This is a genomic window from Gemella sp. zg-1178 (genome assembly GCF_018790995.1).
GTDB lineage: Bacteria > Bacillota > Bacilli > Staphylococcales > Gemellaceae > Gemelliphila.
On sequence record NZ_JAHKEI010000016.1, the window covers coordinates 1 to 26966 of the forward strand.

The 26966-nt window shown below is 27.4% G+C and carries 24 protein-coding genes, 1 tRNA gene, 1 rRNA gene and 1 pseudogene; 22 read left to right on the top strand and 5 right to left on the bottom strand.

The features are described from left to right. The 5 genes from KMP12_RS05325 to dnaA all read right to left on the bottom strand — a co-directional run. Nucleotides 1-112, bottom strand: a 16S ribosomal RNA gene (locus KMP12_RS05325); the annotation flags it as partial. A 104-nt stretch (nt 113-216) separates the two neighbouring features. After that, nucleotides 217-290, bottom strand: a tRNA-Gly gene (locus KMP12_RS05330). 236 nt (nt 291-526) lie between these two features. After that, entirely contained in the window at nt 527-1717 is a 1191-nt protein-coding gene (locus KMP12_RS05335) for an MFS transporter (RefSeq protein ID WP_215756706.1), read from the bottom strand. A gap of 24 nt (nt 1718-1741) precedes the next feature. Beyond that, on the bottom strand, nt 1742-2881 hold the full coding sequence (dnaN, locus tag KMP12_RS05340) for a DNA polymerase III subunit beta (protein ID WP_215756707.1): 1140 nt from the start codon (nt 2879-2881) through the stop codon (nt 1742-1744). 155 nt (nt 2882-3036) lie between these two features. Further along, a complete protein-coding gene (gene dnaA, locus KMP12_RS05345; protein WP_215756708.1) occupies nt 3037-4503 on the bottom strand; it encodes a chromosomal replication initiator protein DnaA in 1467 nt (488 codons plus the stop codon). 439 nt (nt 4504-4942) lie between these two features. Between dnaA and rpmH the strand changes: the two genes are divergently transcribed. The 22 genes and pseudogenes from rpmH (at nt 4943) to KMP12_RS05455 (ending at nt 26783) form a co-directional block, all read left to right on the top strand. Continuing rightward, nucleotides 4943-5077, top strand: coding sequence for a 50S ribosomal protein L34 (gene rpmH, locus KMP12_RS05350; protein ID WP_066130823.1), 135 nt, complete (start codon nt 4943-4945; stop codon nt 5075-5077). Between the two features lie 118 nt (nt 5078-5195). Beyond that, nucleotides 5196-5546, top strand: a complete 351-nt coding sequence (rnpA, locus tag KMP12_RS05355; RefSeq protein ID WP_215756709.1) for a ribonuclease P protein component — start codon at nt 5196-5198, stop codon at nt 5544-5546. Next, nucleotides 5539-6321, top strand: a complete 783-nt coding sequence (jag, locus tag KMP12_RS05360; protein ID WP_252344716.1) for an RNA-binding cell elongation regulator Jag/EloR — start codon at nt 5539-5541, stop codon at nt 6319-6321. Before rnpA ends, jag begins: the two co-directional genes overlap by 8 nt. An 8-nt stretch (nt 6322-6329) precedes the next feature. Then, nucleotides 6330-6692 (top strand): response regulator, encoded by a 363-nt coding sequence (locus KMP12_RS05365; RefSeq protein WP_215756710.1) that lies wholly within the window; start codon nt 6330-6332, stop codon nt 6690-6692. A 63-nt stretch (nt 6693-6755) separates the two neighbouring features. Then, the gene (mnmE, locus tag KMP12_RS05370; protein ID WP_252344717.1) at nt 6756-8138 is read left to right on the top strand and encodes a tRNA uridine-5-carboxymethylaminomethyl(34) synthesis GTPase MnmE; all 1383 of its coding nucleotides are present in this window, start codon (nt 6756-6758) and stop codon (nt 8136-8138) included. Between the two features lie 49 nt (nt 8139-8187). Continuing rightward, complete coding sequence (locus KMP12_RS05375; RefSeq protein WP_215756711.1) at nt 8188-8856, top strand: response regulator transcription factor; 669 nt, start codon at nt 8188-8190, stop codon at nt 8854-8856. After that, on the top strand, nt 8853-9842 hold the full coding sequence (locus KMP12_RS05380; RefSeq protein WP_215756712.1) for a sensor histidine kinase: 990 nt from the start codon (nt 8853-8855) through the stop codon (nt 9840-9842). The genes KMP12_RS05375 and KMP12_RS05380 overlap by 4 nt, the downstream gene beginning before the upstream one ends. A 138-nt stretch (nt 9843-9980) precedes the next feature. Continuing rightward, on the top strand, nt 9981-10745 hold the full coding sequence (locus KMP12_RS05385) for an ABC transporter ATP-binding protein (protein WP_215756713.1): 765 nt from the start codon (nt 9981-9983) through the stop codon (nt 10743-10745). Beyond that, a complete protein-coding gene (locus KMP12_RS05390; RefSeq protein ID WP_215756714.1) occupies nt 10738-12771 on the top strand; it encodes an FtsX-like permease family protein in 2034 nt (677 codons plus the stop codon). The genes KMP12_RS05385 and KMP12_RS05390 overlap by 8 nt, the downstream gene beginning before the upstream one ends. Before the next feature lie 83 nt (nt 12772-12854). Further along, nucleotides 12855-13781 (top strand): annotated as a pseudogene (locus KMP12_RS05395) (NAD(P)H-dependent flavin oxidoreductase). Nucleotides 13782-13922: 141 nt separating this feature from the next. Next, nucleotides 13923-14789: a ribosome biogenesis GTPase YlqF gene (ylqF, locus tag KMP12_RS05400; RefSeq protein WP_215756715.1), complete on the top strand. Its 867-nt coding sequence runs from the start codon at nt 13923-13925 to the stop codon at nt 14787-14789. Continuing rightward, nucleotides 14779-15555 carry a ribonuclease HII gene (locus tag KMP12_RS05405; RefSeq protein ID WP_215756716.1) on the top strand — a complete coding sequence of 259 codons (777 nt, stop codon included), beginning with the start codon at nt 14779-14781 and terminating at the stop codon, nt 15553-15555. The genes ylqF and KMP12_RS05405 overlap by 11 nt, the downstream gene beginning before the upstream one ends. Next, nucleotides 15552-17237 (top strand): ribonuclease J, encoded by a 1686-nt coding sequence (locus KMP12_RS05410; protein ID WP_215756717.1) that lies wholly within the window; start codon nt 15552-15554, stop codon nt 17235-17237. Before KMP12_RS05405 ends, KMP12_RS05410 begins: the two co-directional genes overlap by 4 nt. 23 nt (nt 17238-17260) lie before the next feature. Further along, complete coding sequence (locus KMP12_RS05415) at nt 17261-18469, top strand: DNA polymerase IV (protein WP_215756718.1); 1209 nt, start codon at nt 17261-17263, stop codon at nt 18467-18469. A gap of 12 nt (nt 18470-18481) precedes the next feature. Then, nucleotides 18482-19165, top strand: a complete 684-nt coding sequence (locus tag KMP12_RS05420) for a tRNA (adenine(22)-N(1))-methyltransferase (protein WP_215756719.1) — start codon at nt 18482-18484, stop codon at nt 19163-19165. Between the two features lie 19 nt (nt 19166-19184). Continuing rightward, complete coding sequence (locus KMP12_RS05425; RefSeq protein WP_253195959.1) at nt 19185-19952, top strand: threonine/serine exporter family protein; 768 nt, start codon at nt 19185-19187, stop codon at nt 19950-19952. A gap of 10 nt (nt 19953-19962) precedes the next feature. Further along, nucleotides 19963-20433 carry a threonine/serine exporter family protein gene (locus KMP12_RS05430; RefSeq protein WP_215756720.1) on the top strand — a complete coding sequence of 157 codons (471 nt, stop codon included), beginning with the start codon at nt 19963-19965 and terminating at the stop codon, nt 20431-20433. Between the two features lie 154 nt (nt 20434-20587). Beyond that, nucleotides 20588-21718: a CAP domain-containing protein gene (locus KMP12_RS05435; protein ID WP_215756721.1), complete on the top strand. Its 1131-nt coding sequence runs from the start codon at nt 20588-20590 to the stop codon at nt 21716-21718. Nucleotides 21719-21921: 203 nt separating this feature from the next. Then, nucleotides 21922-22989, top strand: a complete 1068-nt coding sequence (locus KMP12_RS05440; RefSeq protein ID WP_215756722.1) for an SH3 domain-containing protein — start codon at nt 21922-21924, stop codon at nt 22987-22989. Between the two features lie 134 nt (nt 22990-23123). Further along, entirely contained in the window at nt 23124-23870 is a 747-nt protein-coding gene (locus KMP12_RS05445; protein WP_215756723.1) for a DeoR/GlpR family DNA-binding transcription regulator, read from the top strand. 1 nt (nt 23871) lies between these two features. Next, nucleotides 23872-24789, top strand: a complete 918-nt coding sequence (locus KMP12_RS05450; RefSeq protein WP_215756724.1) for a 1-phosphofructokinase family hexose kinase — start codon at nt 23872-23874, stop codon at nt 24787-24789. A 59-nt stretch (nt 24790-24848) separates the two neighbouring features. Beyond that, nucleotides 24849-26783, top strand: a complete 1935-nt coding sequence (locus KMP12_RS05455) for a PTS fructose transporter subunit IIABC (protein WP_215756725.1) — start codon at nt 24849-24851, stop codon at nt 26781-26783. Nucleotides 26784-26966: the final 183 nt, after the last annotated feature.

The window sequence follows — 26966 nt, forward strand, 5'->3', positions numbered from 1 at the left end:
CGTTCGCCGCTAAAAGTTGTTGGTGCAAAGCTCCTACATCTTTTCGCTCGACTTGCATGTATTAGGCACGCCGCCAGCGTTCGTCCTGAGCCAGGATCAAACTCTCCAAATTTTATTTGTTTGTTTGATTAGCTCTTTTAAAGTTTTTTGTTGTCTTTTTCAACTTTTTTGGAATTAACGTTGACTTTTTCTTTTAGTTTTCAATGTTCAAAATTTTGGAGCGGGTGATGAGAATCGAACTCACAACATCAGTTTGGAAGACTGAGGTTTTACCACTAAACTACACCCGCTTATTTATGTAATATTAAAGACTTTGATATTCTATTATAAAATATTTATTTTGTCAAGATTTTTAAAAAAAATAATTAGGTTATTTTATTATTAAATTGTTCAACTTGTGTCAAGACTTTTATAATTATACAGTATTTAAAAATCATTGTCAACATATTTTTTAAAAAAAATTTATAAAAAATGTAGTTAATTCTTATTCTTTATAAAAATTTTAGATTTAACTACATTTTATTTTTTAATTTTCTATTATATTTCCTTTTTTACTACAATGTATCATAGTAAATAACTGTATTATTGATATTACTAATAATACATAAAGAACATTATTCCAATCTGATATATCTTTTATATATCCTAAAACTGGGGGAAAAAACGCTGCTATTAAATAACCTACTGATTGAGATATTCCTGAAACTTTTGATGCTTCTTCTGAATTTGTCGTTTTTGATGAAAAAAGGTACATTACGTAAGAAAATGCTCCTCCTCCTGCTAAACCGTAAAAAATCATTAATATTATCATAAAAAAAAGATTTTTTCCTACAAATATTATACCAACTATAGCTATAAAGTAACTTAAAGCAGTTATTATTGGTATAACTAATTTATTTTTTAATTTATCTGCAATTATGGGGATGAGGAATGTTGCAGGAAATTGGGAAAATTGACTAATCGATATTAAAAAGCCTGCTTTACTATTGCTAAATCCTTTTGTTATCATAATTTCTCCAAACCAAGAAATACTACAGAAAAAAAGTGCTGATTGTAATCCCATACTTAATGTTAAACTGTATAATTTTGGATTTTTATATATTCTTGTTTTATATTTTTTAAATTTTTCTACACTTTGAATTTTAATATCTGCTTCTTTACTTAAAATATAAAATAATATCATTGCTAATATTGATATTATTATCCATATATTCAAAGCTAAACCTAAACTAAAATTTTTATTTATTATGTTTAATTGTACTAATGGATAACTTACTGCTGACGATATAGATGCACTTATAGCCATTATTACAGTATAAAAACCTGTCATAAGACCTAATCTAGTAGGAAAATATTTTTTTGTTATCCCTGGTAATAATATATTTCCAAAAGCAATTGCCATTCCCATGATAAATGTAGTTAAAAATATTACATTTTTATTTATGTAAAATCTTGCTAATAACATTAGACTTATTACAATAGTAGAATAAAATAATGTTTTTTCTAAACCATATTTTTTAGCTATTTCAGAAGCGAAAGGACTTACTATAGCAAATGCCAAGAGAGGAATTATTGTTATAAATCCTGCTACTGTATTGTCTATTTCTAATGTTTCTTTTATTGTTCCTATTATAGCACCTAAACCTGTTATAGGTGTTCTTAAAACTGAAACTAAAGTCACTATACATAATATTATTAATAAATTTTTATTTTTCATTAATTTTTTCCTTCTTACTTATTATTAATAAGTTCTTACAGGAAGTAAAACTTCTATTATATCTCTATGATAATCACTTGGTTGCATAGTAAATGCTGTTAGTTCTCCAGAAAATTTTATAACTACTTTTTCTGAATTTATGGCACCTATAGCTTCCTTTAAAAATTTGGCAGAGGCTGCTATTTCAAATTTACCTACTTGACTTTCTATTTCAGCAAATACATCTTCTTTTGCTGTTCCTAATTCTTTTGAATTAGATGTAATATTTATAATATTTCCATTTATAGTGAATTTTACTATATCATTTTTTTCATCCTTACTTACCAGCGAAACCCTATCGACTGCATCATAAAAAATTTGACTTTCTACATTTACTACACATTCAAAAGTAGATGGAATTAATTTTTCTGTATTGGGATATTTTCCACTTATAAGAAGTACATAATAAATAATATTTTCATAAATAAATATTACCCTATTATCTTCATAGTATATTTCTAAATTATTTTCTTTACTTTCTATTATTTTTTGAATAGATTGTAGGGCTTTTTTTGGAATTATTATATTAAATTCTTTATTTTCATTTAGATTATTTATCTTTAATTTTCTCTTACTCAATCTATGTGAATCTGTTGATGTAGCTGTTAAAACTTTTTCTTCTAATATAAAGTTTACACCTTCTAAAATAGGTCTTTGATCATTTTGTGCTGTACAGAATAATGTTTCTTTTGTTATGCTATTAAAAACAGTAGAATTTATTTCTAGTTTATTTTCTTTTGATACAGTTGGGAATTCTGGATATTCATTAGGTTCATAACCTTGAATATTAAATTCACTTTTTCCCGATTTTATTTTTATATATTGATTTTCTATTTCTATATCTATTTGATTAGTGGGTAATTTTTTTATAATTTCTATAAAATATCTTGAAGGTAAAACTGCTTCTCCTCCTCTTTCTACATTTATTATTTCTTTATCTTCATCCATTGTATTTATAAAATATTCCATAGATAATAAAGAATCACTTGCTTTTAATATCATTTTATTTTTATCAAGTTCTATTTTTATACCTTTTAATATTTCAAAAACAGGTGTAGGTGATAAAGCCCTCGATACTGTATTTAAGCCTTCTAAAAAATTATTTTTTAATATTGAAAATTTCATGTTATCTCCTTATATATTTATATATAATAAAATAATACTAATAATATATCTTGTTAAAACTTTTAAAAAATAAAAGAAAGAAAGATAAATTTAAATAAATAGTTTTTAAAAATCTGTTGAAAAGTTTGTTAAAAACTTTGTTATTTTTCAACAACTTATAAATTTGTAAGTTTTTCTTTTATTATTTCTATGTTTTCTAAAATATTATTTGTATTGTCAGCTATTAATGTTGTAATTTTTGTATTAGAGTAAAAGATAGAAGAATGGTCTTTATTGAATAACTTGCCTATTGCTGGTAAGGAAAGGTCTGTTAATTCTCTACATAAATATATGGCTACCATTCTAGGTGTTACTATCTCCTTATTTCTTTTTGCTGATAGCATATTATCAACAGAAATATTATAAAATTCAGAAGTTATATTTATAATATCTTTAGGTGAAATTTTTTTCTTAATATTTTTAATACGGTGTTTTAAAATATTTTCCACTAATTCAAGAGAAATATTTTTAGAATCTGCTTTAAATTTTATTTCTTTTAAAACCCCTTCTATCTGCCTAATATTATCAGTAATATTACCAGAAATATAACTTATTATAGAATCATCAATTTGTAGATTATTTTCTTGACATTTAAATTTAATAATAGCCATTCTGGTTTCGTAGTCTGGCGGAGTGATATCAGCTAAGACACCAGAATCAAAACGAGAAACAAGTCTATCATCAAGACCATCAAGTTCATTAGGTTCTCTATCACTGATAAGAACAATTTGTTTTTGAGCTAGATGTAATTCATTGAATGTGTGGAAAAAAGCCGTTTGAATACTTGTTTTTCCAGAGAAAAATTGAATATCATCTATTAAAAGTGCATCTATTTCTCTATATTTTTGACGAAATTCTTCTGCTAAATTTTTATGTTTGTTACCAGTTTGAATAGAATTAACAAAATCATTTAAAAATTGTTCAGAGGTAACACATTTTATTTTAAAATTAGGAAAATTTTTTTCCAATTCATTACCTATTGCGTGGAGTAAATGCGTTTTTCCCAAACCAACACCACCATAAATAAAAAGTGGATTGTGTTCTCCTGGATCATTTGCAGCCGAGTAAGCCAGGTTAAAGGCGTAGGTATTACCTTCACCAACAACAAAATTATCAAAAATAAAATTTTTATTTATACTAGTATTATCTTTTGATTTTGTAATATTTTTATTTGGTGTTGCTTGCTTATATTCATCAAAAATAAAAGATTGTGTCGAAAAAAGATTTTGAGAACCAGAAGGTTTATCTTTTGCTAAAAAATTATCAAGAATTATATCTTCTGTATTTTTTTTCTTTTCTATTTTTCTAACATCTTCTTTAATACTATTATCATCAAGATAATTATAGAAGATTTCAAAATCAAGACTTGTAGAATTTTTAACAATTTCTTTTATTTTAGAATCAAAAATATTTTTAAGATATTCAGAAATAAGACCGTTGTTACTGGTAATAGTAATTTGCTTATTTTTCATATCGACTAATTCAATAAAATTCGGTGCTATCCAGGTAGAAAAAACTTCTTCATTAAGCTCAGATTTTAATTTTTTAACAATAATTTCCCATAAAAAATTAGAATTACTCATAAAAAACCTCCTAAAAAGATTAAAAAATATTATAACATAAAAAAAAGTTTTCCACAACTTTTGAAAAAAATTTCAAAAACTTTTGAAAAAAAATAAAAATAAAAATTTTAAATTGTTAAAAAAATAAATTATTGTGGAAAAATAAAGAGTTATCAAAATATTTTTCAAAAGTATTAAGTATTTAAATAAAAGAAACAAGAAAACTTTTAACAAGTTTTAAAAACCTGTGGAAAAATAAAAAATTTAATTTTTTTATTTTTTTTAAAAACTTTTTAAAAAATGTTATTTTAAATTTTAGAAAAAAATTTTTTAACAGATAATAAAAAATTAATATAAAATTATTTTGAAAAAATTTTTAACTTGATTTTTTAATAATATTGTGATAACATCTTATAGTTATTACATCTATCATATTAAATAAAACTCGAGGAGGATTAAAATGAAACGTACTTATCAGCCAAATAAGAGAAAACATTCAAAAGTTCATGGTTTCAGAGCTCGTATGAGTTCTAAAAATGGAAGAAATGTTTTATCAAGACGCAGAGCTAAAGGAAGAAAAGTTCTTTCTGCATAAAATATATGAAATATAGAGAAGTTTAGGATAAATTTTATTTTAAACTTCTTTTTTTATTTGTTGTGGTTGTAAAAACAAGTATAAACTGTTAAAATATATAACATAGAAAGGTTCACAAATGAAAAAAGAATATCGGATAAAAAAGGAAAAAGATTTTAATAGAATAATAAAAGAAAAAAAAAGTTTTGCTAATAGGCAATTTGTTATTTATTATAGTAAAAATAATTTAGAACATTTTAGATTAGGTCTGTCTGTTAGTAAAAAATTAGGAAAAGCCAACAAAAGAAATAAATTAAAACGTTATGTAAGGGAAAGTATAAAAGAACATAAAAATTTACTAAAAAATTATGATATTATTATAATTTTAAGAAAGGCAGCTATGGATATTACTTTTGATGAATTTTTAAAATCTATAAATCATATATTAACAAAAACAAATTTATTAAAAAGAGGTAAAAATAATGAATGAATATGTATATGTAGCTAGTAGTGTAGATGAAGCTATAAAAAAAGGTTTAAAAGATTTATTTTTGACAGAAGAAAATGTAAAAATAGAAGTAGAAGAAGCAGGAAACAATGGAATTTTAGGTCTGTTTAAAAAAGAAGCGAGGGTTAAATTAATTCCACTAGAACCTGAATATGATAAGGAAAAAATAAAAAATTCTCTATTAAAAACACAACCTAAAGTTTCAGCTGTTCCTAAAAAAGAAGTAATAGAAGAACCAGTAGAAGAAATAAAAGAAGAAGTTGTAGTAAAAGAAGAAAATAAAAAAAGAGAAGATTTAATAGTTTTAAACAAAGATAAAATAGTAGACTATATGACAAAAATAGTACATTCTATGGGGTTTGATACTGCAAAATTAGTCTTTATAGAAGAAGGAAACAAAAATTACACTTTGAGAATAACAGAAGTAGAAAGTACAAGTCTACTAATAGGAAAAAGAGGTAACACATTAAACAGCCTGCAGTTTTTAGCTAATAACTATGCAAAAAAATTCACAAAATCTTATTTTAGAATAAATATTGACTGTGATGAATATAGGGAAAATAGAAAAGAAACTTTAGAAGAATTGGCTATAAATATGGCTAAAAAATCTAAAAAATTAGGAAAACCAGTTCAACTTGAACCTATGACAAGTTTTGAAAGAAAAATAATTCATAATGCCTTGAGTGAAATAAAAAATGTAGAAACAGAATCTCACGGCAAAGAACCACATAGATATTTAGTAATAACAGCTAAATAGGAGTCGGTATGAAAAATGTGCTTATAGTAGAAGATAGTTTTTATTATTACAAAAGAGCAGGGGATATAGCTAAAGAATGTGGTTTAGAACCTTATTTTGCCTATACTGGAAAAGAAGGTATAGCAATGTATGAAAAAAAACAACCAGATTTTGTAATAATGGATATTTGTATGCCAGAGTTAGATGGTTTAGAAGCAACAAAAGAAATTGTAAAAAAATATCCAACAGCAAAAATAATTATCTGCAGTAGTGTTGGACATTTACCTATTTACAAAAGACAGGCTATAAATAATGGAGCAAAAGGATTTTTGAAAAAAGATTTTTCTAAAACAGATTTAGAAGAAATAATAGAAGAATTAAAATTATATTAAAGATAAGGGTGCAGAGAAAAATCTTTGTACCCTATTTTTATAAAAGAAGAAAGAGAAAATATTATGAGTGAGACAATAGCAGCAATATCAACAGCCCTTGGAGAAGGAGCAATCGGAATAGTAAGACTTAGTGGAAGTGAGGCATTTGCAATAGCAGATAAAATAATAAAACTTCCTAAAGATAAAAAAATTAAAAATATAGACAGCCATACTATAAATTACGGTCATGTAATAAATCCAGAAAACAAAGAAAAAATAGAAGAAATAATGCTTGTAAAAATGGCAGCACCTAAAACTTATACCTGTGAAGATATAATAGAAATAAACTGCCACGGTGGAATAGTAACAATACAAAAAATATTACAACTATGTCTTGATAATGGAGCAAGATTAGCAGAACCTGGAGAATTTACAAAAAGAGCATTTTTAAATGGTAGAATAGATCTATCACAAGCAGAAGCAGTAATTGATTTTATTAAGAGTAAAACAACAGAAGCAAGTTTACTAGCGAATAATCAAATACAGGGAAGATTATCAAGTCTAATAAAAAAATTAAGGGCAGAAATATTAGATATAATAGCAGTTGTAGAAGTTAATATTGATTATCCAGAGTATGATGACTTAGAAATAGAAACAACAAAAACAATACTAGAAAAATCTGTTAGTATAAAAGAAAGTTTAGAAAATTTATTAGAAACATCAAAACAAGGAAAAATTATTAAAGAAGGATTGAATACAGCTATAATAGGAAGACCAAATGTTGGTAAAAGTTCCCTTTTAAATAATTTACTACAAGAAAACAAGGCGATAGTAACAGATATAGCAGGAACAACAAGAGATGTTTTGGAAGAATATGTTAATATAAAAGGAGTTCCGATAAAATTAATAGATACTGCAGGAATTAGAGATACAGAAGATGTGGTAGAAAAAATAGGAGTAGAACGTAGTAGAGAAGTTTTAAAACAAGCTGACTTAGTTTTGTTTTTAATAAATAGTAATGAAAAATTAACAGACAAGGATAAAGAATTACTAAAATTAACAGAAGATAAACAAACCATAATAATATTAAATAAATTAGACCTAGAAACAAAAATAGATATTACAGAAGTAGAAAGTTTAGGTTACAATCACCCTATCATAAAAACATCAATGACAACATATCAAGGAATAGAAGACTTAGAAAAAAGTATAAGAAATTTATTTTTTGAAGGAAAAACAAAACCAAAAGATGCAACATACTTATCAAATACAAGACAAGTAAACCTAATAACAAGAGCCTTAGAAAGTTTAAATGAAGCAATAAATGCAGCTCAAGCTGGATTAGAAGTTGACATGGTTTTAATAGATTATACAAAAACTTTTAATCTTTTAGGAGAAGTAATAGGAGAAAATACGAGCGAAGAATTAATAAATGAATTATTTAGTAGATTTTGTTTAGGAAAATAAATGTTTTATGTGAAACAAAAAAGTTAAAAAGTACAAAAAGGAGGAAAATATGTATAAAATATTAATAGTAGAAGATGATACTGTAATAGCAGAAAGTATAGCCAAATATTTAGAAAAATGGAATTTTCAAACAAAAATAGTAGAAAACTTTGAAAATGTAATAAGTGATTTTATAAATTTTTCTCCTGATATAGTATTACTGGATATAAATTTACCCTACTATGATGGTTATTATTATTGTGAAGAAATAAGAAAAATATCAAAAACACCTATAATATTTATATCCTCTGCTAGTGATGATATGAATATAGTTATGGCAGTATCTGTGGGAGCTGATGATTTTATAGCTAAACCATTCAAATTAGTTATTTTAAAAGCAAAAATAGATGCCATAGTTAGAAGAACTTATAATTTTAATTCAGAGCAACAATTATTAGTCTATAAGGATATAATTTTTGATTTAAATAAAGATATAGTTAGCTACAAAGGAAAAACAGAAGAATTAACAAAAAACGAAAGCAAAATATTAAATTTATTACTAGAACACAGGGAAAATATAGTTAGTAGAGATTTGTTGATGAAAGAATTGTGGGAAAGTGATACTTTTATTGATGAAAACACCCTATCTGTAAACATAAATAGATTAAGAAAAAAATTAGAAAATATAGGAATAGAAAATTTAATAGTAACGAAAAAAGGTAGGGGCTATCTAATATGAAAAAAATATTGCTAAGTTATCTCAAAAAACAAATAATATTATTTAGCATTTTAATTATAAGTAATATTTTACTAATTTTTTCAACAATATTTTTATATGATGTAGAAACAGAAGCAGTATTATATCCTATATTTATAGAAGTTCTTATTTTGATTTTATATTTTTTATATGATTTTTCAATATTTTCAAGGAAATATCAAAATTTAGAAATTTTAAAAAATAATTTATATACAGAATTAAAAAAAATAGATAAAAGTGAAAACATAGTAGAAAATAAATATATAGATGTAATAAACAAGTTAATAGAAGAAAACAAAAAAATAATAGAAAAAAATAGGCAAGAAACAAAAGAAATAATAGACTACTATACAATGTGGGTTCATCAAATAAAAACCCCCATAGCAGCCTTGAGTTTTTTAATAGAAAATTCAGAAGATGAAAATAAAAAACAAGAAGAAATAGAATTATTTAAAATTGAACAGTATGTAAACATGGTAAATAGTTATTTAAGGTTGGATAACAATAAAAACGACCTAGTTATTGAAAAAATAAAAATATCAGAAGCAATAAATAATGTCTTAAAAAAATATGCAATCCTATTTTTTAGTAAAAACTTAAATATAGAATACACACAGATAGATTTAAGTATAATAAGCGACCAAAAATGGTTGGAATTTATTTTAGAACAAATAATAAATAATGCTATAAAATATTCAAAAAAACAAGGAGTTATCAAAATATACAGAAAAGAAAATAGTTTGATAATAGAAGATACAGGAATAGGTATATCAGCCGATAACTTACCAAGAATTTTTGATAAGGGTTATACAGGATTTAACGGAAGAAAAGAAAAAAAATCTAGTGGATTAGGTCTGTATCTTACTAAAAAAACAGTAGATAAGTTAGGATTTTTAATAGATATTGATTCGGAAATAAATAAGGGAACAAGAGTTAAAATAAGCTTTGATAAAGATATAATATTATAAAAAATTTTTTAAAAAAATAATCTTACATTTTTGTAAGATTGTTTTTTATTTTGTAAGGAAATTCTATGGAAAAGACAAAAAATTCAAGATAAAATAGAACTATAAAACAAATAAAAAATTAGTAAAAGGAGAAAAAATATGTTATTAGAAGTGAAAAATTTAAAAAAAATATATACAAATCGTTTTGGAGGAAGTGCAACAGAAGCATTAAAAGATGTTAATTTTTCCGTAAACAAGGGAGAATTTGTTGCCATAATGGGAGAGAGTGGTAGCGGAAAAACAACCCTTTTAAATATAATGGCTACTTTTGATAGGGAAACATCAGGAGAAGTAATTATAGACGGAAAAAGTTTAGCTACAATAAAAGAAAAAGATTTAGCTAATTTTAGAAAAGAAAATTTAGGTTTTGTATTTCAAGATTTCAACTTATTAGATAATTTTACTTTAAAAGATAATATACTATTGCCCCTAGTTTTAGCAAAAAAATCTTACAAGGAAATGGATAAAAAATTAGAGCAGGTTAGTAAACCTTTAGGACTTACAAAATTATTAAACAAGTATCCATATCAGGTATCAGGAGGTCAAAAACAAAGAGTAGCAGTCGCTAGAGCCATAATAACTCAACCAAAAATTATATTGGCAGATGAACCGACAGGAGCCTTGGATTCAAAATCAACAGAAAATTTATTAGATATATTTGAAGAAATAAATAGGGTTGGACACACTATAATGATGGTAACTCACTCAGTAAAAACAGCCAGCAGGGCAAAAAGAGTTTTATTTATAAAAGACGGAATAGTTTTCCATGAAATTTATAAAGGAACAAATACTTCAACAGAAATGTATCAAAAAATTACAGAGGCACTAAGTCTTATACAAACAGGAGGGATAGAAAATGACTAAATTATTTTATGGCAAATTAGCTTTTAATAATATAAAAAATAATAAAAGTTTAACCCTACCCTATATTTTATCATCTATGTTTATGGTAACCCTATTTTATATCATTACATCACTAAGAAATAATGAAAACATAGCAAAATTAAGAGGAGCTTCAGCAACGAAACAATTATTAACATTCGGACAAGTAATTGTAGCTATATTTATTACCGTATTTCTATTTTATACTTATTCATTTTTAATAAAAAAACGTACTAAGGAAATGGGTCTGTACTCAGTCTTGGGTATGACAAAAAATCAAATAATAAGAGTAATAAGTTTAGAAACTTTATACACAGGATTTATTTCTACTTTTTTTGGTTTAACACTAGGCATAATATTAGATAAATTAGCCTACTTATCATTTTTAAAACTACTGGGAGAAGAAGTAAAGCTAGGTTTTAATTTTTCGATAAAAGCAATAAGCATAATAATACTTTTATTTTCAATAATTTATCTACTAATAATATTAAAGGCAATTATAAAAATTAAAAGAATAAATATAATAGGCTTACTAAAAGATAATCAAAGGGCAGAAAAAGAACCCAAAGGTCGAATAATATTATCATTAATAGCCCTAGGTCTTATAGGATATGGCTACTATTCAGCTGTAACCATAGAAACACCCTTAAAAGCTCTTTCTGTATTTTTTTATGCAGTATTAGCAGTAATAATAGGAACTTACTTACTATTTACAAGTTTTAGTATTTTTACTTTAAAAATCTTAAAAAATAATAAAAATTATTACTACAAAACAAAAAATTTTATTAGTATTTCAAACCTACTATTTAGAATAAAAAGAAATGCTCTTGGCCTAGCAAATATCTGTATATTATCAACAATGGTTTTAGTAACTCTAGGTTCAACATCAAGCCTATATTTTGGGACAAAAGATTTAATAAATACATCTTATCCAAGAGATATAATGGTAGAAATATCTACCAACTCAAAAGCTAATAAAAATCAGCTGACAAAAGAAATAGAAAAAATAGTTGCAGAAAATAAGGAAATAAAAAAAGACCAACTAGATTACACATATATGGCAATAGCTGGAGCTAAAACAAAAGAGGGAATAGAATTTAAAGAAGCAAATTATTCTGACTTATCAAAAGCCTTACTAACAATATATATAACTTTAGAAGACTATAATAAAACAAATAATACCAATATATCTTTAGCAGATGATGAAATATTATTTGAAGACCCAAGAAACAAAGAAGAAAAATCTACATTTAGAGCAAACACGATAGATTTTAAAGTTAAGGCTAGGGCAGATAAAACTATTCAAGCTGCAAAAGCTCTTGCTAATGTTACGGATACTTATTATATTGTAGTAAAAGATAGACAAGTCTTAGAAAAAATTAAGCAAGAAGCCATTAATAAATTAGGAGAAGAATATGCAAGCAGGCTTACTTATAATAATTTATACGCATTTAATATAGAAAATAAAAATAACTCAGAAAAACTTGCAACTGCATTAGGTCAAATTTCAAAACAAGTAAACAGAAAAGAGTTTAAATTTGTAGAAGATGTTGGTGATAATTTTCAATTTATAGATATAGTTAATAAGGAAACAGCTTCAAAAGATATAAAAGGATTTGTTTCTTCATTTTACTTCATAGGAATAATAATAAGTGCTATTTTTATAATTTCTCAAGTAGTTATTATGTACTACAAACAAATATCTGAAGGATATGACGACAAAGATAAATTCAAAATTATGCAACAGGTCGGTTTAGAAGAAAAAGAAATAAAATCTTCAATAAAAGGACAAGTTTTACTAATATTTTTTGCCCCCCTATTAGTAGCAGCAAGCCATGTAATATTTGTATATCCATTTATTGAAAAATTACTAAAATTATTTAGCCTAACTAATACAAAAATATTCCTGTATGCTATGGGAACAACCTTTATAATCTTTAGTGTATTTTATATAATAATTTACACAGTAACATCAAGAACATACTACAATATAATAAAAGAAAAATAAACTAGGAAATTATTCCTAGTTTTATTTATGTTTTATAACAAGTAAAAATATGCTATAATTAAATAAAATAAGGAGGTAGAAAAATGAATATAACAAAATTATTTAATATAAAATATCCTATACTACAAGGTGGAATGACAATGATTGCAGATGCAAAACTTGCCTCTGCAGTATAAAATGCAGGAGGATTGGGAATATTAGCTTCTTCTGGAATGACTAGCCAAGAACTTAGAGAAGAAATAAGAAAAACAAGAGCATTAACAGATAAACCCTTTGCTGTAAATTTAATGCTTATGAATAAAAATATTCCAGAATTAATAGAAGTTATAATAGAAGAGGGTGTAAAAATTGTTTCAACAGGAGCAGGAACACCCAAACCCTATATGCCTACTTTAAAAGAAAATGGAATAAAAGTAATAGCAGTAATTCCTAACGTAAAAGTAGCTAAAAAAATGGAAGAATTAGGTGTTGATGCTGTGGTAGCTGAAGGAATGGAGTCTGGAGGTCATATAGGAGAAACAACAAACCTAAGTCTAGTTCCACAAATAGTAGATGCTGTAAAAATACCGGTTATTGTTGCTGGAGGGATAGCAGATGGTAGGGGTCTTGTAGCTACTTTTGCATTAGGAGCAAAAGGAGTTCAACTCGGAACTTTATTTTTAACTGCAAAAGAATGTTCAGTACCACAAGAATTTAAAGAAGCTATTATAAACGCCACAGACACATCAACATTTGTTGTTGGCAGACAAAAAGGTATTCCTTTTAGAAGTATAAAAAATGAAATTATAGAAAAATATTACAACTTAGAAATTTCTCAAGGAACAAGAGAAGAACTAGAAAAATTAAAATCAAAAGCATTGAACAAGGCTATCCTGCAAGGAAATATAAAAGAGGGAATAGTAATGTCTGGGCAAATAGCAGGTTTAATAAAAGAAGAAAAATCAGTAAAAGAAATAATAGAAGCTTTATTTAAAGAAGCAAAAGAAATTATTAAAAGCTTAGAAATTTAGAAAAATAATATTTTATAAAAAGCAAGCCAAAAATTTCGGCTTGCTTTTTTGTTTTAAAATAACAATAAACTAGAAAAAAATTGCAAATAACAGTATAATATATAATTGTATTCTTATGTAAAAATTATAAGGAGAATTAATATGGTAATACAATGGTTTCCGGGTCATATGGCAAAGGCAACAAGAGAAATAAAAGAAAAATTAAAATTAGTAGATATTGTTTTTGAGCTGGCAGACGCAAGATGCCCTTTCTCCTCTCATAACAACTACATAGACGAATTATTAAAGGACAAAAAAAAAGTAATTATTTTTAACAAAATAGACTTATGCAACAAAAAAGAAACTGCTAAATGGAAAGAATACTTTGAAAAAAAAGGTTATATAGTAGCATATGCCGATTCAAAAAATTCTAACAATTTAAATGATATAATAAACAAAGCCCGTGAAGAATTAGCAGAAAAAATTTCAAGAATGGTTGATAAAGGAATAAAACCTAGAGTTATTCGTTCTATGGTTGTTGGTATTCCCAACGTAGGAAAATCAACTTTTATAAATAAAATTATTAAAAAAAATATAGCAAATACCGCCAACAAACCAGGGGTTACAAAAAAACAGCAGTGGTTAAAATTAAATAAAGATATAGAATTGTTGGATACACCAGGAATATTAATGCCAAAATTTGCCAACCAAGAAATAGGAAAAAAATTAAGTTTAGTAGGTTCTATAAAAGATGATATAACACCGCTAGATGAAGTAAGTTTATATTTAATAGAATTTTTGAAAAAAAATTATTTAGAAAATTTGAATAGACTATATAATATAGAAGTGGAAAAAGACGAAGATAACCTTATAATTATGGAAAAAATAGCAAAAAAAAGATTTAAGTTAATAGCTGGCGACTATGATTATGAGAGTACAATAAAATTATTAATACAAGATTTTAGAACTCAAAAATTTGGTTTAATAACTCTTGACAATTATGGAGAAATTTTTTCTGATGAAAATTAAAGAAATAAAAGAAATTTTATCAACAAGTAGCGTTTCACAAGAAACATTATTACAGTTATCACAAAACAAAAGAGTTGGAGTAAAAAATTTACTGGCAGCATATTATAAAGCAGAAAAAGAAAAAGAAATTTTAAAAGAAGAATACAAAAAAAGAACTATATATGAAGAAAAATGTTACAAGTTAGGATATAATTACATTTGTGGAATAGACGAAGTCGGTAGGGGATCTTTGGCAGGACCTCTTGTTGTCGCCTCGGTAATTTTAAAAAAAGATAGTTATTTTCCTGGTTTGTGTGATTCGAAAAAATTATCTAGTGCTAAAAGAGAAGAATTGTATAAAAAAATAATTTCTGAAGCTGTCAGCTATGCAATAGTAGAATTAGATAATTATGAAATTGAAAAATATAATATTTATTCAGCAACAAAGATAGCAATGAAAATGGCTATAAAAAAATTAAGTGTCAAGCCAGATTTTATTTTGGTAGATGCCATGCCTTTAGATGATTTAGAAACACCAAATTTTAGTATAATTAAGGGAGATGACAAGAGTGTTTCTATCGCTGCTGCTTCAGTAATAGCCAAGGTATGTAGAGATAACTTAATGAAAGAATATGCAAAAAAATATTCTTATTATGATTTTGAAAATAATAAGGGATATGGAACAAAAAAACATTTAGAGGGTTTAAAAAATCATGGTATCTGTGATATTCATAGACGAGATTTTGAACCCATAAAATCTATGATAAGGAAAAGAGGTTTGAAATGAACATAAAATTAATTAAAAAGAATAACAAGGAAAAAATAAAAATAACTCCACTAGGTGGTGTTGAAGAAATTGCCAAAAATATGTATTTAATAGAAATAAATGATGAGATGTTTTTATTAGATGCAGGATTAATGTTCCCAGAAGTTGAAATGATAGGAATAGATGCAGTTATTCCTGATATTACATATATAGTAAAAAACAAAGAAAAGCTAAAAGGAATATTTTTATCTAACGGACATGTAAGTTCCATGGGAGCAATACCCTATATTGTAGATAAAATTAATTGCCCTATTTTTGGTTCTAAGTTGGCACTAGAAATATTAAAAAATAATTTAAGACAGTTGGGTATAAAAAAACGTTTAAAATTTAACTATGTAAATAGTAAGAGTGCTTATAAATTTAACAATACAACAGTATCATTCTTTAAAACTACTTATTCTATGCCTGATTCTTTAGGTATAACATTAACTACTTCACAAGGGAATATAGTTTATACTGGAGAATTTAAGTTTGACCAATCAGTAAGTAGAGAATATAAGGCTGATATGTTTGAAATTGCAAAATTGGGACAAAGCGGCGTCCTTGCCCTACTAAGTGATTCTAGTAATGCCAACACAGCAGGTCATAATATACCAGAGCAAGAAGCGGCAGAACAAATAGATTCAGCCTTAAGTCAAGCCAACAAACGACTTATTGTAACTTGCTATGCCTCTAATTTTTTAACAATGACCCATATAGTAAATTCAGCCTTAAACCAAGGTAGAAAAATATTGCTACTAGGAGAAGCGATAAACAATTCAATAAAAACTGCCAGAAAACTAGGATACATGAAAATTGAAGATGAGAAATTTATAAAAACAGATGAATTGCAAAATTATCCTAAAAATGAAATATTAATATTATCTTCTGGAGAGCAGGGAGAACCGATAGAAGCAATAAAAAATATAACCGAGAAAAAAGTTGAAGGCATAAAGATAGAGCAAGACGACACGGTAATGGTAGCAGCAACACCCTCACCAACTATGGAAGTTATGTTATATGAAACTTTAAATTTGTTGGTACAATTAGGAGCTAATGTTGTAGCTTCATCAAAAAGATTACACGCTTCAAGTCATGCGACAAAAGAAGAGTTAAAATTAATGTTAAATATGCTAAATCCAAAATATTTTATTCCTGTTCAGGGAGAGTATAGAAATTTAAAAAAACATGCAGAATTAGCAGTGGAAACAGGAGTAGCAAGAGAAAATGTTTATCTATTGGAAAAGGGTAGCACATTAGAAATTCTTGGACAAAAAACACAAGTTTTAAAAAATAATGTTCCAGTGGGAAATGTTCTTGTTGATGGTAAGAGTGTTGGAGATGTAGAAGCTGGTGTTTTAAAAGATAGAAAAGTATTAGCTAATGAGGGTATTTTTGTTGCTTCTTATGCAATAAGCAGAAAAACAAAAGAATTATTAGGCAAACCTTGTATTCAAACTAATGGCTTTGTCTATGTTAAGAAAAGTGCAGAATTAATAAAAGAAGCGGAAGAAAGAGTGTCAGAATATATAGAAAATAATCCTATACGTTCTTTAAGAGAATGTTCTTTAATTAAAGCAGAAATTCGCAGTATGTTGTCAAGTTTATTATACGATAACACAAAACGCAGACCCATTATAGTAGTGAATTTCACAATAGTATAATTAAGTTAATAAAGGAAGTTTTTATGACAAGTGTAATAGCACACATAGATATGAATTGCTTTTATGCCGCTGTTGAGGAAAAGTATAATCCCTCATTGAAAGGAAAACCCCTAGCCATATCTGGTGTAGTTCGTGAGCGTAATGGAATAATTGTTACATCAAACTATGAGGCTAGAGCCTATGGTATAAAAACAACTATGAGAGTAGGAGAAGCTAAGAGGCTTTGTCCTACTCTTAAATTAATGCGACCAAATTTTGAATTGTATCAAGAAGAATCAAAAAAAGTTTTTGATTTAATAAAAACCTACACTCCTAAAGTAGAGATAGTTTCAATAGATGAAGCCTATATTGACTTGAGCGATTTAAAAGAACCTATAAAAGTTATGGCTATCATTCAAAGAAGAATATATAAAGAATTAGACTTATCCTCTAGTGTCGGAGTTTCCTATAATAAATTTTTTGCTAAAATGGCATCTAATATGAAAAAACCTAGGGGTTTTACAATAATAAACAGAAAAAATTATAAGGATATATTGTGGAATTTAGATGTTGGAAAAATGCACGGCTGTGGAAAATCTTCTGCAAAAAAATTAAGAGATTACGGAATAAAAACTATAGGTGATATAGCTGAAGCTAATGAAGTTATTTTAAATAGTATTTTAGGAATACATGGTTTAAGATTAAAGCAAAAAGCTAAGGGTAAGGATAATAGAAAATTAAAATTAAAGATAGATAGAAAATCCATAGGAAATTCTAAAACATATCCCAAAGATTTAGAAGAAGACCAAGAAATAACTAATGAAATAAAAAAACTTGCTAAAAAAGTAGCAAACAGGGCAAAAAACAGAAGATATGTTGGGAATAATATATCAATAATTATAAAGTTTAATGACTTTAAAAGTATAACAAGAAGTCAAAAAATTCCAAAATATACAAATGATGAAAATGAAATATATGAATATGCCTTAAACTTACTTTTGACAAATTATTCTTTTGATAAGGGAATACGTCTTTTGGGTCTTTCTCTTAATAATGTTATTAAAATGGATAGCATAAAAGAGCAGTTAGATATTTTTACAGATTATGCTGAACGTAGCGACATAAAAGTAAAACAAGTAATTCGCACCTTAAACAAAAAATATGGAAAAGAAGTAATAAAAGAATTAGAAGACTTAGAAAATTCTAAGAAAAATATTATTACAACAAGTTTTAGTAAGGATTTTTTAGACTAATAGGAGTTATAAATGAATATAAATATAAAAAATAGACTAAAAAAAGTTGCTGATTTTATAGAATATAACAGATTGGCAGATATAGGAAGCGACCACGCCTACCTGCCTATATACCTAGTTAAAGAAAATAAAATAAATTTCGCTCTTGCTGGTGAGGTTGTAGAGGGTCCACATAAGAGTTCTATTAAAAATGTTGCAGAGTATGGGTTTAGTAAATTTATAGAATGTAGAAAAGGTTCAGGACTAGATGTTATAAAAGCTGATGATAATATAGAAGTAATAACAATATGTGGTATGGGTGGTAAATTAATTGCCGATATATTAGAAGAAGGCAAGGAAAAATTACTAAGTGTTGAGCAATTAATATTACAACCCAATGTAGCAAGCAACTTGGTAAGAGAAAAATTAGAAAATTTAAATTACTATATTGTAGCAGAAGAAATATTAGAAGAAGATGGTCATATTTACGAAATAATAGTAGCAAAAAAAGGGAAAATGACTTTAACAGCGGAAGAAAAATTATTTGGAATTTTTTTACCACAAGAAAAAAATAAAGTTTTTATAAAAAAATATGAACAAGAATTAAAAAAATTAGATTATATCTTAAATGAATTAAAAAAAACAACAAAATTAAATAAAGATAAAATAGCTACTTTACAGAGCAAAAAAAATATGATAAAAAGTATATTGAAATAAAATATTAGGAGGTGAAATTGTGGAATTAAAAAATAAAAAAGAAGCTAAAGATTTAATGAATTTTACCGTAAAGCTAGGAAGATTGATGATGTCCTATGGTGCAGAGGTTTATAGGGTTGAGGATACGTTATACAGAGTTCTTGGAGCTTGCAGCAATATTCAAACTATTAATGTATTAGTTTCTTATAATTTTGTAATTGTGTCTTTTATTTATGAAGAATCTAACATGACTACAATGAGAAGAATAAGTATAGGTGATAAGAATCTTGAAAAAATTTCCTTAATGAATGATTTATCAAGAAGAATTGTTTCGGGAGAATGTCAAGATTTAGAACTAGCATTTGCTACTTTAGAAAATATAAGATATACTAAACCTTATAGTGATATAACGGTTGTTTTAGCCTTAATTATTTCAGCTCCCTTTTTTGCTGTAATGTTCGGAGGAACTTTTAAAGATAGTATATATTCTTGTATAATTATGGCAATAGAGGCTTATTTTTTGATATACGCTACTAAATATAAGGTTATGTTTTACTTGAGTAATTTTATAGGTGCTTTGTTGGCTACAGTTTTAGCTAATCTAGCAGCTTCAACTTTTCATGTAGTTAATCCACAATCTATAATTATTGTAGGACTTATGCCACTAGTTCCTGGCGTGCAAATAACAAATTCTGTGCGTGATTTTATGGCAGGAGATTATATGTCAGGAATTGTAGGAGCAATGGCGGCATTTTTTATAGCAACAGCAATTGCTTTAGGTGTAGTTGTTGGCTTAAGACTAAGTTAGGAGTAAGATTATGATAAATTTTTCTGATGATATATTTTATTTGATGATACAATTTTGCTTAGGATTTATAATAACTTTTGCTTTTGCAATATTTTTTAATGCTCCTAAAAAATCTTTGATTGATTGTTCGTTAATTGGAGCGATGGCTTGGCTTGTATATATTTGGGGTAGGAATTTAACAGGAGATATAGTTGTAGGCACATTAATAGCTGCTGTTTTAGTAGGTTTAGCTGCAGGTAATGCTTCGAAAAGATTAAAAATGCCAGCAACTGTTTTTATTTATACAGGAATAATACCACTGATACCTGGGTATGGTTTGTATTACACAATGCACCACATAGTTACAAAAAATTATATATTTGGGGCAAAGACTGGTGTTGATACCTTACTACAAGCAGGAGCTATAGCGATAGGAATATTATTGGCTTCGGTATTTTCTGATTCAATACGTAGGGTAAAGATACAAAGAAGAAAAAAATAGTTACTAGAATAACAAACAGTATAAAAATTAATATTTATTACAATTGTTAAATAAATATTTCATTTTTATTACAAGTATTGAATATCTTATAAAGAAAATATATAATATAGTTTGTATTAAAGTAACTATAAAATTGAGGAGAATTGTATTAAAGATGAAAAAATTAATTAAATTAACAAGTGGAGTTTTAGCAAGTACAGTATTTTTAACTAATTTCTCAACCCTAGAAATTGCAACAGCAAAAGATTTACCTCTAGTAAAAGTAGAGAATGAGAATGCTGATGTTAAAACTAAAGTACTAGAAAGAGATGGGAAATACTATTTAACTGTTGAAGCGGTCAAAGATGTTGAAAATATTTCTATAAAAGTAAAGGTTGGAGAAATGTCAAAAGTTTTCAAACATGCTAGACCTTTAGCTTTAGGAAAAAGTGTTGAGTTTGAAATAGAGTTGCCAAAATCTGTAACAAAACCAAAAGGAAAAATATTACCAAACACAGAAGTTTTCCGAGAAACAGTAGAATTAAATGCAAATATTAACGGACACAAATTATCTGTAAGTGTCTCTTATGATTTAGATAGAGAAGTAGTAGAACCATTAACACCAACAGTAGAAGAACAAGATCAAGACGTTCCAGTACCTGTTGAGAAAACGGAAGAAGCTAAACCAGAGACGAAAGAAACTCTTGATCCAGAAGTAAAAGAAGAGGTTGTTGCGGTGCCAACAGAAGAAACTTCAGAACCAGAAGTTGCAAGAACAGTAAAACCTGCAGAAGCAACACATGCTTCAGAAGTAGTGACACAACCTATACCACAACCAGCAACACCAGTTGTGAATGCAATAGTATTTAGTTCAGTTCCACAGCCAGCAACATCAGAAGTGGTTGAAGGTAACTTTGACCAAGCGGCAGCTGATGAAATTTTTAAATTGGTAAATGAATATCGTGTTGCTAATGGACTAAATGCTCTTGCACGTGATAACGATATTGCATCTGGAACAGAAGTAAGAGCAGATGAATTTGCAAAGCTCGTTAAAAGAGGTTATAAAGACCCAATGGAATTACACAAAAGACTAGACGGAAGAGAGTGGAAAACAGCTTTTGATGGATTGAAAATGGGGGATGTTGAAATTCTTGCTTATTCAAGAAACGGGGCTTCGTCTTTAGTTAATTGGTGGAAAAAATCTCCAGTACACAACTCAGTTATGTTAAGAGCTGGATTTAAATCAGTCTCAATTAAAGTATTAGTAAAAGATGGTCAATACTATGGGGTTCAAATTTTTAGATAAAAAATAAAGGTAGTATATATACTACCTTTATTTTTTATAACTATTACAAAATAATTAATAAATAATTTCATAATGATAGAATGGGATAGAAATAAAAAACTTTATATGGTATAATATATTTTATATTAATTTATGTTTAAAATTTGTAAAAATTAAATTGTTTCTTGTGAAACTTTTAATGCTTAGAAGGATAGGAGAATTTAATGAAAAAAGAAATATACCAAGATGGAGCGGGGAACTTCTATTTTGTAGAGTATGATAAAAATAACAAACCCTATAAAGTTTATTGTGATAAGTACGGAAATCCAATGGAAGTTGAAGTAGAGATATATCAAGATAAAGCAGGAAATTTATATTTTATTGATTATGATAAAGCAGGAAAAAAATATAAGGTTTACTGTGATGAATATGGAAATCCAATAAAAGCTAATAATAACAAACAAGAAGGAACTAAAAAAACAAAAATACTTAAATTTTCATATGTAGTTTCTATATTTGCTATAATTATAGCTTTAATTGCAACTTATTTTGCATATCAGAGATTTTTTAATGACAATAAGCAAGCGAATATAAATTTATCAGCTTATGAGGTGAATTTTGTTACTAGTGGAAATGAGGGTCAAGGTAAGGCTAATATAGAAATTAAAAAAGTTCCAGAAATTACAAATACCAAAGTTAATAATTCTGAATTAAATGAAGCATTAAAAAAACCTGAAATATCTTATAGTAAAAATAGTGACTTAAAAAATGGTGATAGGGTTGATGTTACTATTAAGCTAAAAGAAGAAGATATTAAAAAATATAATTTACATGTTAGTGGTGAATTTAAAAAGACTTATACTGTTAGTGGTTTAGCTGAAAAAGAAAAAGAAAATAAAGTTGAAGAAAAAGTGATTGAAGATAAGGTTGCAGAAGAAAATGCTACACCAGAAGAAAGAGTGGCTGAAGATACAGCACAGTCTGCTTCAAATGAAGTTGCAAATGTAGCAAGACCAGATACACAAGAACAAGAAGAAATTATAATTACTGAAGTTACACCTAGTTCAACAGTAGAAAAAGCACCGATTTATGAAGTTTCAAAAACAGTTATTCCAGAAATTGGTGTTAATTTAAGGCAAGAACCTAATGATACAAGTCTTATATTAGATGCAGTAAGACAAGGTTATGTTGTTCAAGAATTATATACTCTTCTTAATGATGCAGGGGAATACTGGTCTAGGGTAGTATATGATGGCAAAGAAGGTTGGATAAGGTCTGATTTACTTTATTAAATGAAAAACAATCAAATAAACTTAGAAAAACGAGCATATTTTTTGAAAATATGCTCGTTTTTGTGCAAAATATAAATAAAATGATTGTTTTAATCAAAAAAATTAATTATAATTTCTTTGTATGAGGGAAAAGTATGAATGAGAGAAGAAGAAAAATTTTACAATTATTAGAAGAGAAAAATATTGTTTCTCTACAAGAATTAGTTCTTGTTTGTGATGTTTCTGAAGCAACTATAAGAAGAGATTTAAGTTTATTAGAAGAAAAAAATTTAATTTTTAGAACTCATGGTGGAGCTGCCAAGAAAAATTCTACAAGAGGTCTAGAAAGTAATATTACTTCTAAAAAATCTGAATTTACTTTAGATAAAAAAGAAGTTGCTAAATATGTTTGTGAGAATTTTATAGAAAATGGGCAAACTATATATTTGGATTCTGGGACATCAACTTATGAGATGATTGACTATTTAAAAAATAGAAATATCAAGGTAATTACTAATTCTGCTTATCACTTAAGAAAATTGTTAGATAATAAGATACACACAATAATATTGGGTGGACTTATTAAACATTCAACCCAAGCTATAATCGGTATGAATGCTTATGAACAACTTTCTAAATATAGTTTTGATGTGTGTTTTATAGGTTGTAATGGAGTGGATTTGGATTTTGGTATATCTACGGCTGATGAAAATGAGGCTATATTAAAATCTTTGGCTATAAAAAATAGCAAAAGAAAATTTATTTTAGCAGATATATCTAAATTCGACCACAGAAAATTTTATAAATTTTCAAATTTTGATGAATCTACTATTGTAACTTATGAGGCACCTGAAAAATATCATAATCAATACAATATTATTAAAATTAAAAAGGAGGGATAGGGTGTATTACACAATAACATTAAATCCAGCTATCGATATGCTTGTTAGACCTGAGAAATTAGAACTAGGTAAGCTAAACAGAACTAATGAAGCAGAATATGTAGTTGGTGGTAAGGGAATAAATATATCTATGTTGCTGAATAATATAGGTAAAAAAACCAAGGCTCTAGGTTTTGTTTCTGGTTTTACGGGTGCTTTTATTAAAAGTGAATTAGAAAAGCAAGGAGTAGTAACAGATTTTGTTGAAACGGCAGGTAAAACTCGTATTAATATTAAATTAATAGCCGATAGCGAAACAGAAATTAACGGTCAAAGTAGTGGAATAACAAATGATAACTTAAAATCTTTTTATGAAAAATTAGATACTTTAAGTTCTTTAGATACAGTATTTCTTTCAGGAAATATAATTACAGGGATGCAAATAAGTGATTTTGTAAAAATTGCAGAAAAAGTAAAAAATCAGGGTGCTAAGTTGATTATAGATAGCAACAAAGATTTAGTTTTGGAAACTTTAAAATACAATCCATTCATTGTAAAACCTAATCAATTTGAACTGGGTGAAATGTTTGGTGTAGAAATTACAAGTATAGATGATATACTAGAGTATGCAAGAAAATTACAGGACAAGGGTGCAAAAAATGTCTTGGTTTCTCGTGGTGGAGAGGGAGCCTTGCTACTTACTCATGAGGGTGAAATATATACTGTTAATGTAGCAAAAGGAAAAATAGTTTCTACCTCAGCAGCTGGAGATAGTATGTTAGCCATGTTCGTTGCTAAATACGATGAAACAAAAGATTATAAAGAAGCCTTAAAATATGCTTCGGCAGCAGGTGGTGCAACATCATTTTCTGCTGGTGTTGGGAAAAAGGATTTAATAGAATCTTTATTGCCACAAATTCAAGTAAATAAAATTAATTAAAATCATTAAAATAAAATTAATTAAAATCATTAAAATAAATTTAATAAAAGGAGAATAAAATGAAATTAACTTCATTAATAAATTATGATTTAGTTCAATTTAATTTTAGTGCTACTGATAAAAAAGAAGCACTTGATAAACTAACGACTATGTTAGTAGAAAAAAATGTAATAGCTAGCAAGGATAGTTTTTTACAAGCCTTATTAGAAAGAGAAGCTCAATCTACTACTGGTGTTGGAGAAGCTATAGCTATACCTCACGCTAAGAGTGATGATTTTAAAGAAGCGACTGTAATATATGCCAAAAGTGATGCTGGTGTAGAGTGGGAAAGTTTTGACGGACTTGCAGCCAAACATATTTTTATGATATGTGCACCATCTGGTGGCGCTGATGAACACCTTAAAGCCTTATCTACACTATCTATGGCTCTTATGGATAGCGATGTTAAAGCTGGTTTAGAAAAAGCAACTAAGGCAGAAGATGTAAAAGAAGTTTTTGAAAAATTTGTTGCTAAAAATGAAGCTCCTAAAGCTGAAGAAGCAACAAAAACATCAGATGAAAAACCTTATGTAGTTGCAGTAACTGCTTGTCCAACAGGTATCGCCCATACATTTATGGCAGCTGAAAAATTAAAAGAAACAGCTAAAGAGTTAGGAGTAGATATTAAGGTTGAAACTAATGGTCAAATCGGTGTAGAAAATAAATTAACAAAAGAAGATATTGACAGAGCAGTTGGTGTTATAGTTGCAGCTGATAAAAAAGTTGAGGTTGCACGATTTAATGGAAAACCAGCTATTATAACAAAAGTATCAGACGGTATTAATAAGCCTAAAGAATTATTACAAAATATAATAGATGGTAAAACTCCAAAATATGTACACAATGGCGATGTAAGTACAGATGAAGATACAGCAAACGAAAGTTTAGGACGACGTGCTTATAAACACCTAATGGAAGGTGTAAGTAACATGTTGCCATTCGTAGTAGCTGGTGGTATGCTTATAGCCCTATCATTTATTTGGGGGATAACATCATATGACCCTAAAGCAGATGATTATAACGCCTTTGCAGCTGTAATTTTCTGGTTTGGGCAGATAGCATTCTCTATGATGTTACCAATTCTTGCTGGTTTTATTGGACGTAGTATAGCAGACAGACCTGGATTTATTATTGGTGTGTTTGGTGGTATTTTAGCAAACCCAAGTATTCTTGGTCTAGCAGCAGGTAATGAATTACTTACATATACTCCATCTGGTTTCTTAGGAGCCTTAGTAGCTGGTTTCCTAGCTGGAGGAATTGTTCAAGTTCTTAAATACTTATTCTCATGGTTACCACGTTCTTTAGATGGTCTTAAACCAATATTTATCTTCCCAATCTTAGGAACATCACTTATGGGCACTCTTATGATTTATGTAATTAATGCACCTATGGCAAGCGTTATGGAAGGCTTAAAAGGATTTATTGAAGGTTTAAACGGTAGTGGTAAATTACTAGTTGGATTTGTTGTTGGTGCTATGATGGCTATTGACATGGGTGGTCCAATCAACAAGGCAGCTTATGTAACTGGAACAGGACTTTTAGCTTCTGCTGGAACATTAGGAAGTGATGTAATGGCAGCTGTTATGGTTGGGGGGATGGTTCCTCCTTTAGCTATCGCTCTTTCAGCAACAGTTAGCAAAAATATATGGCCAGCATCACAAAGAGAGGGAGCTTTGGTAAACTATGTAATGGGTCTTGCCTTTATCACAGAGGGAGCTATTCCTTTTGCAGCAAGTAATCCGTTGCGTGTAATTCCACCTTTATTCGTAGGGGCTGGAGTTGCTGGAGCTTTAAGTATGATATTCGGTATCGTATCAAAAGCACCTCACGGAGGAATTTTTGCAGTAGTAGCAGGTGGGGTAACAAATCCTGTAATGTACCTACTAGCAATGCTTATCGGTGCCGTAATAGGAGCAGTATTACTTATAGTTTCATTAAAAACAGTTAAAAAATAATTTTTATTGTAAAATATAATAGAAATTAACAAGAAAAAATTATAAAAAAATGAACTCTTTTGAACTGACCCCCAAAAGTTAGACCTAAAAACTAACTAAAGGAGGTCAGTTTTTTAATGGCAAAATATAGTACAGAATTTAAAATGAAAGTAGTAAAAGAATATTTAGAAACAAACATCTCAT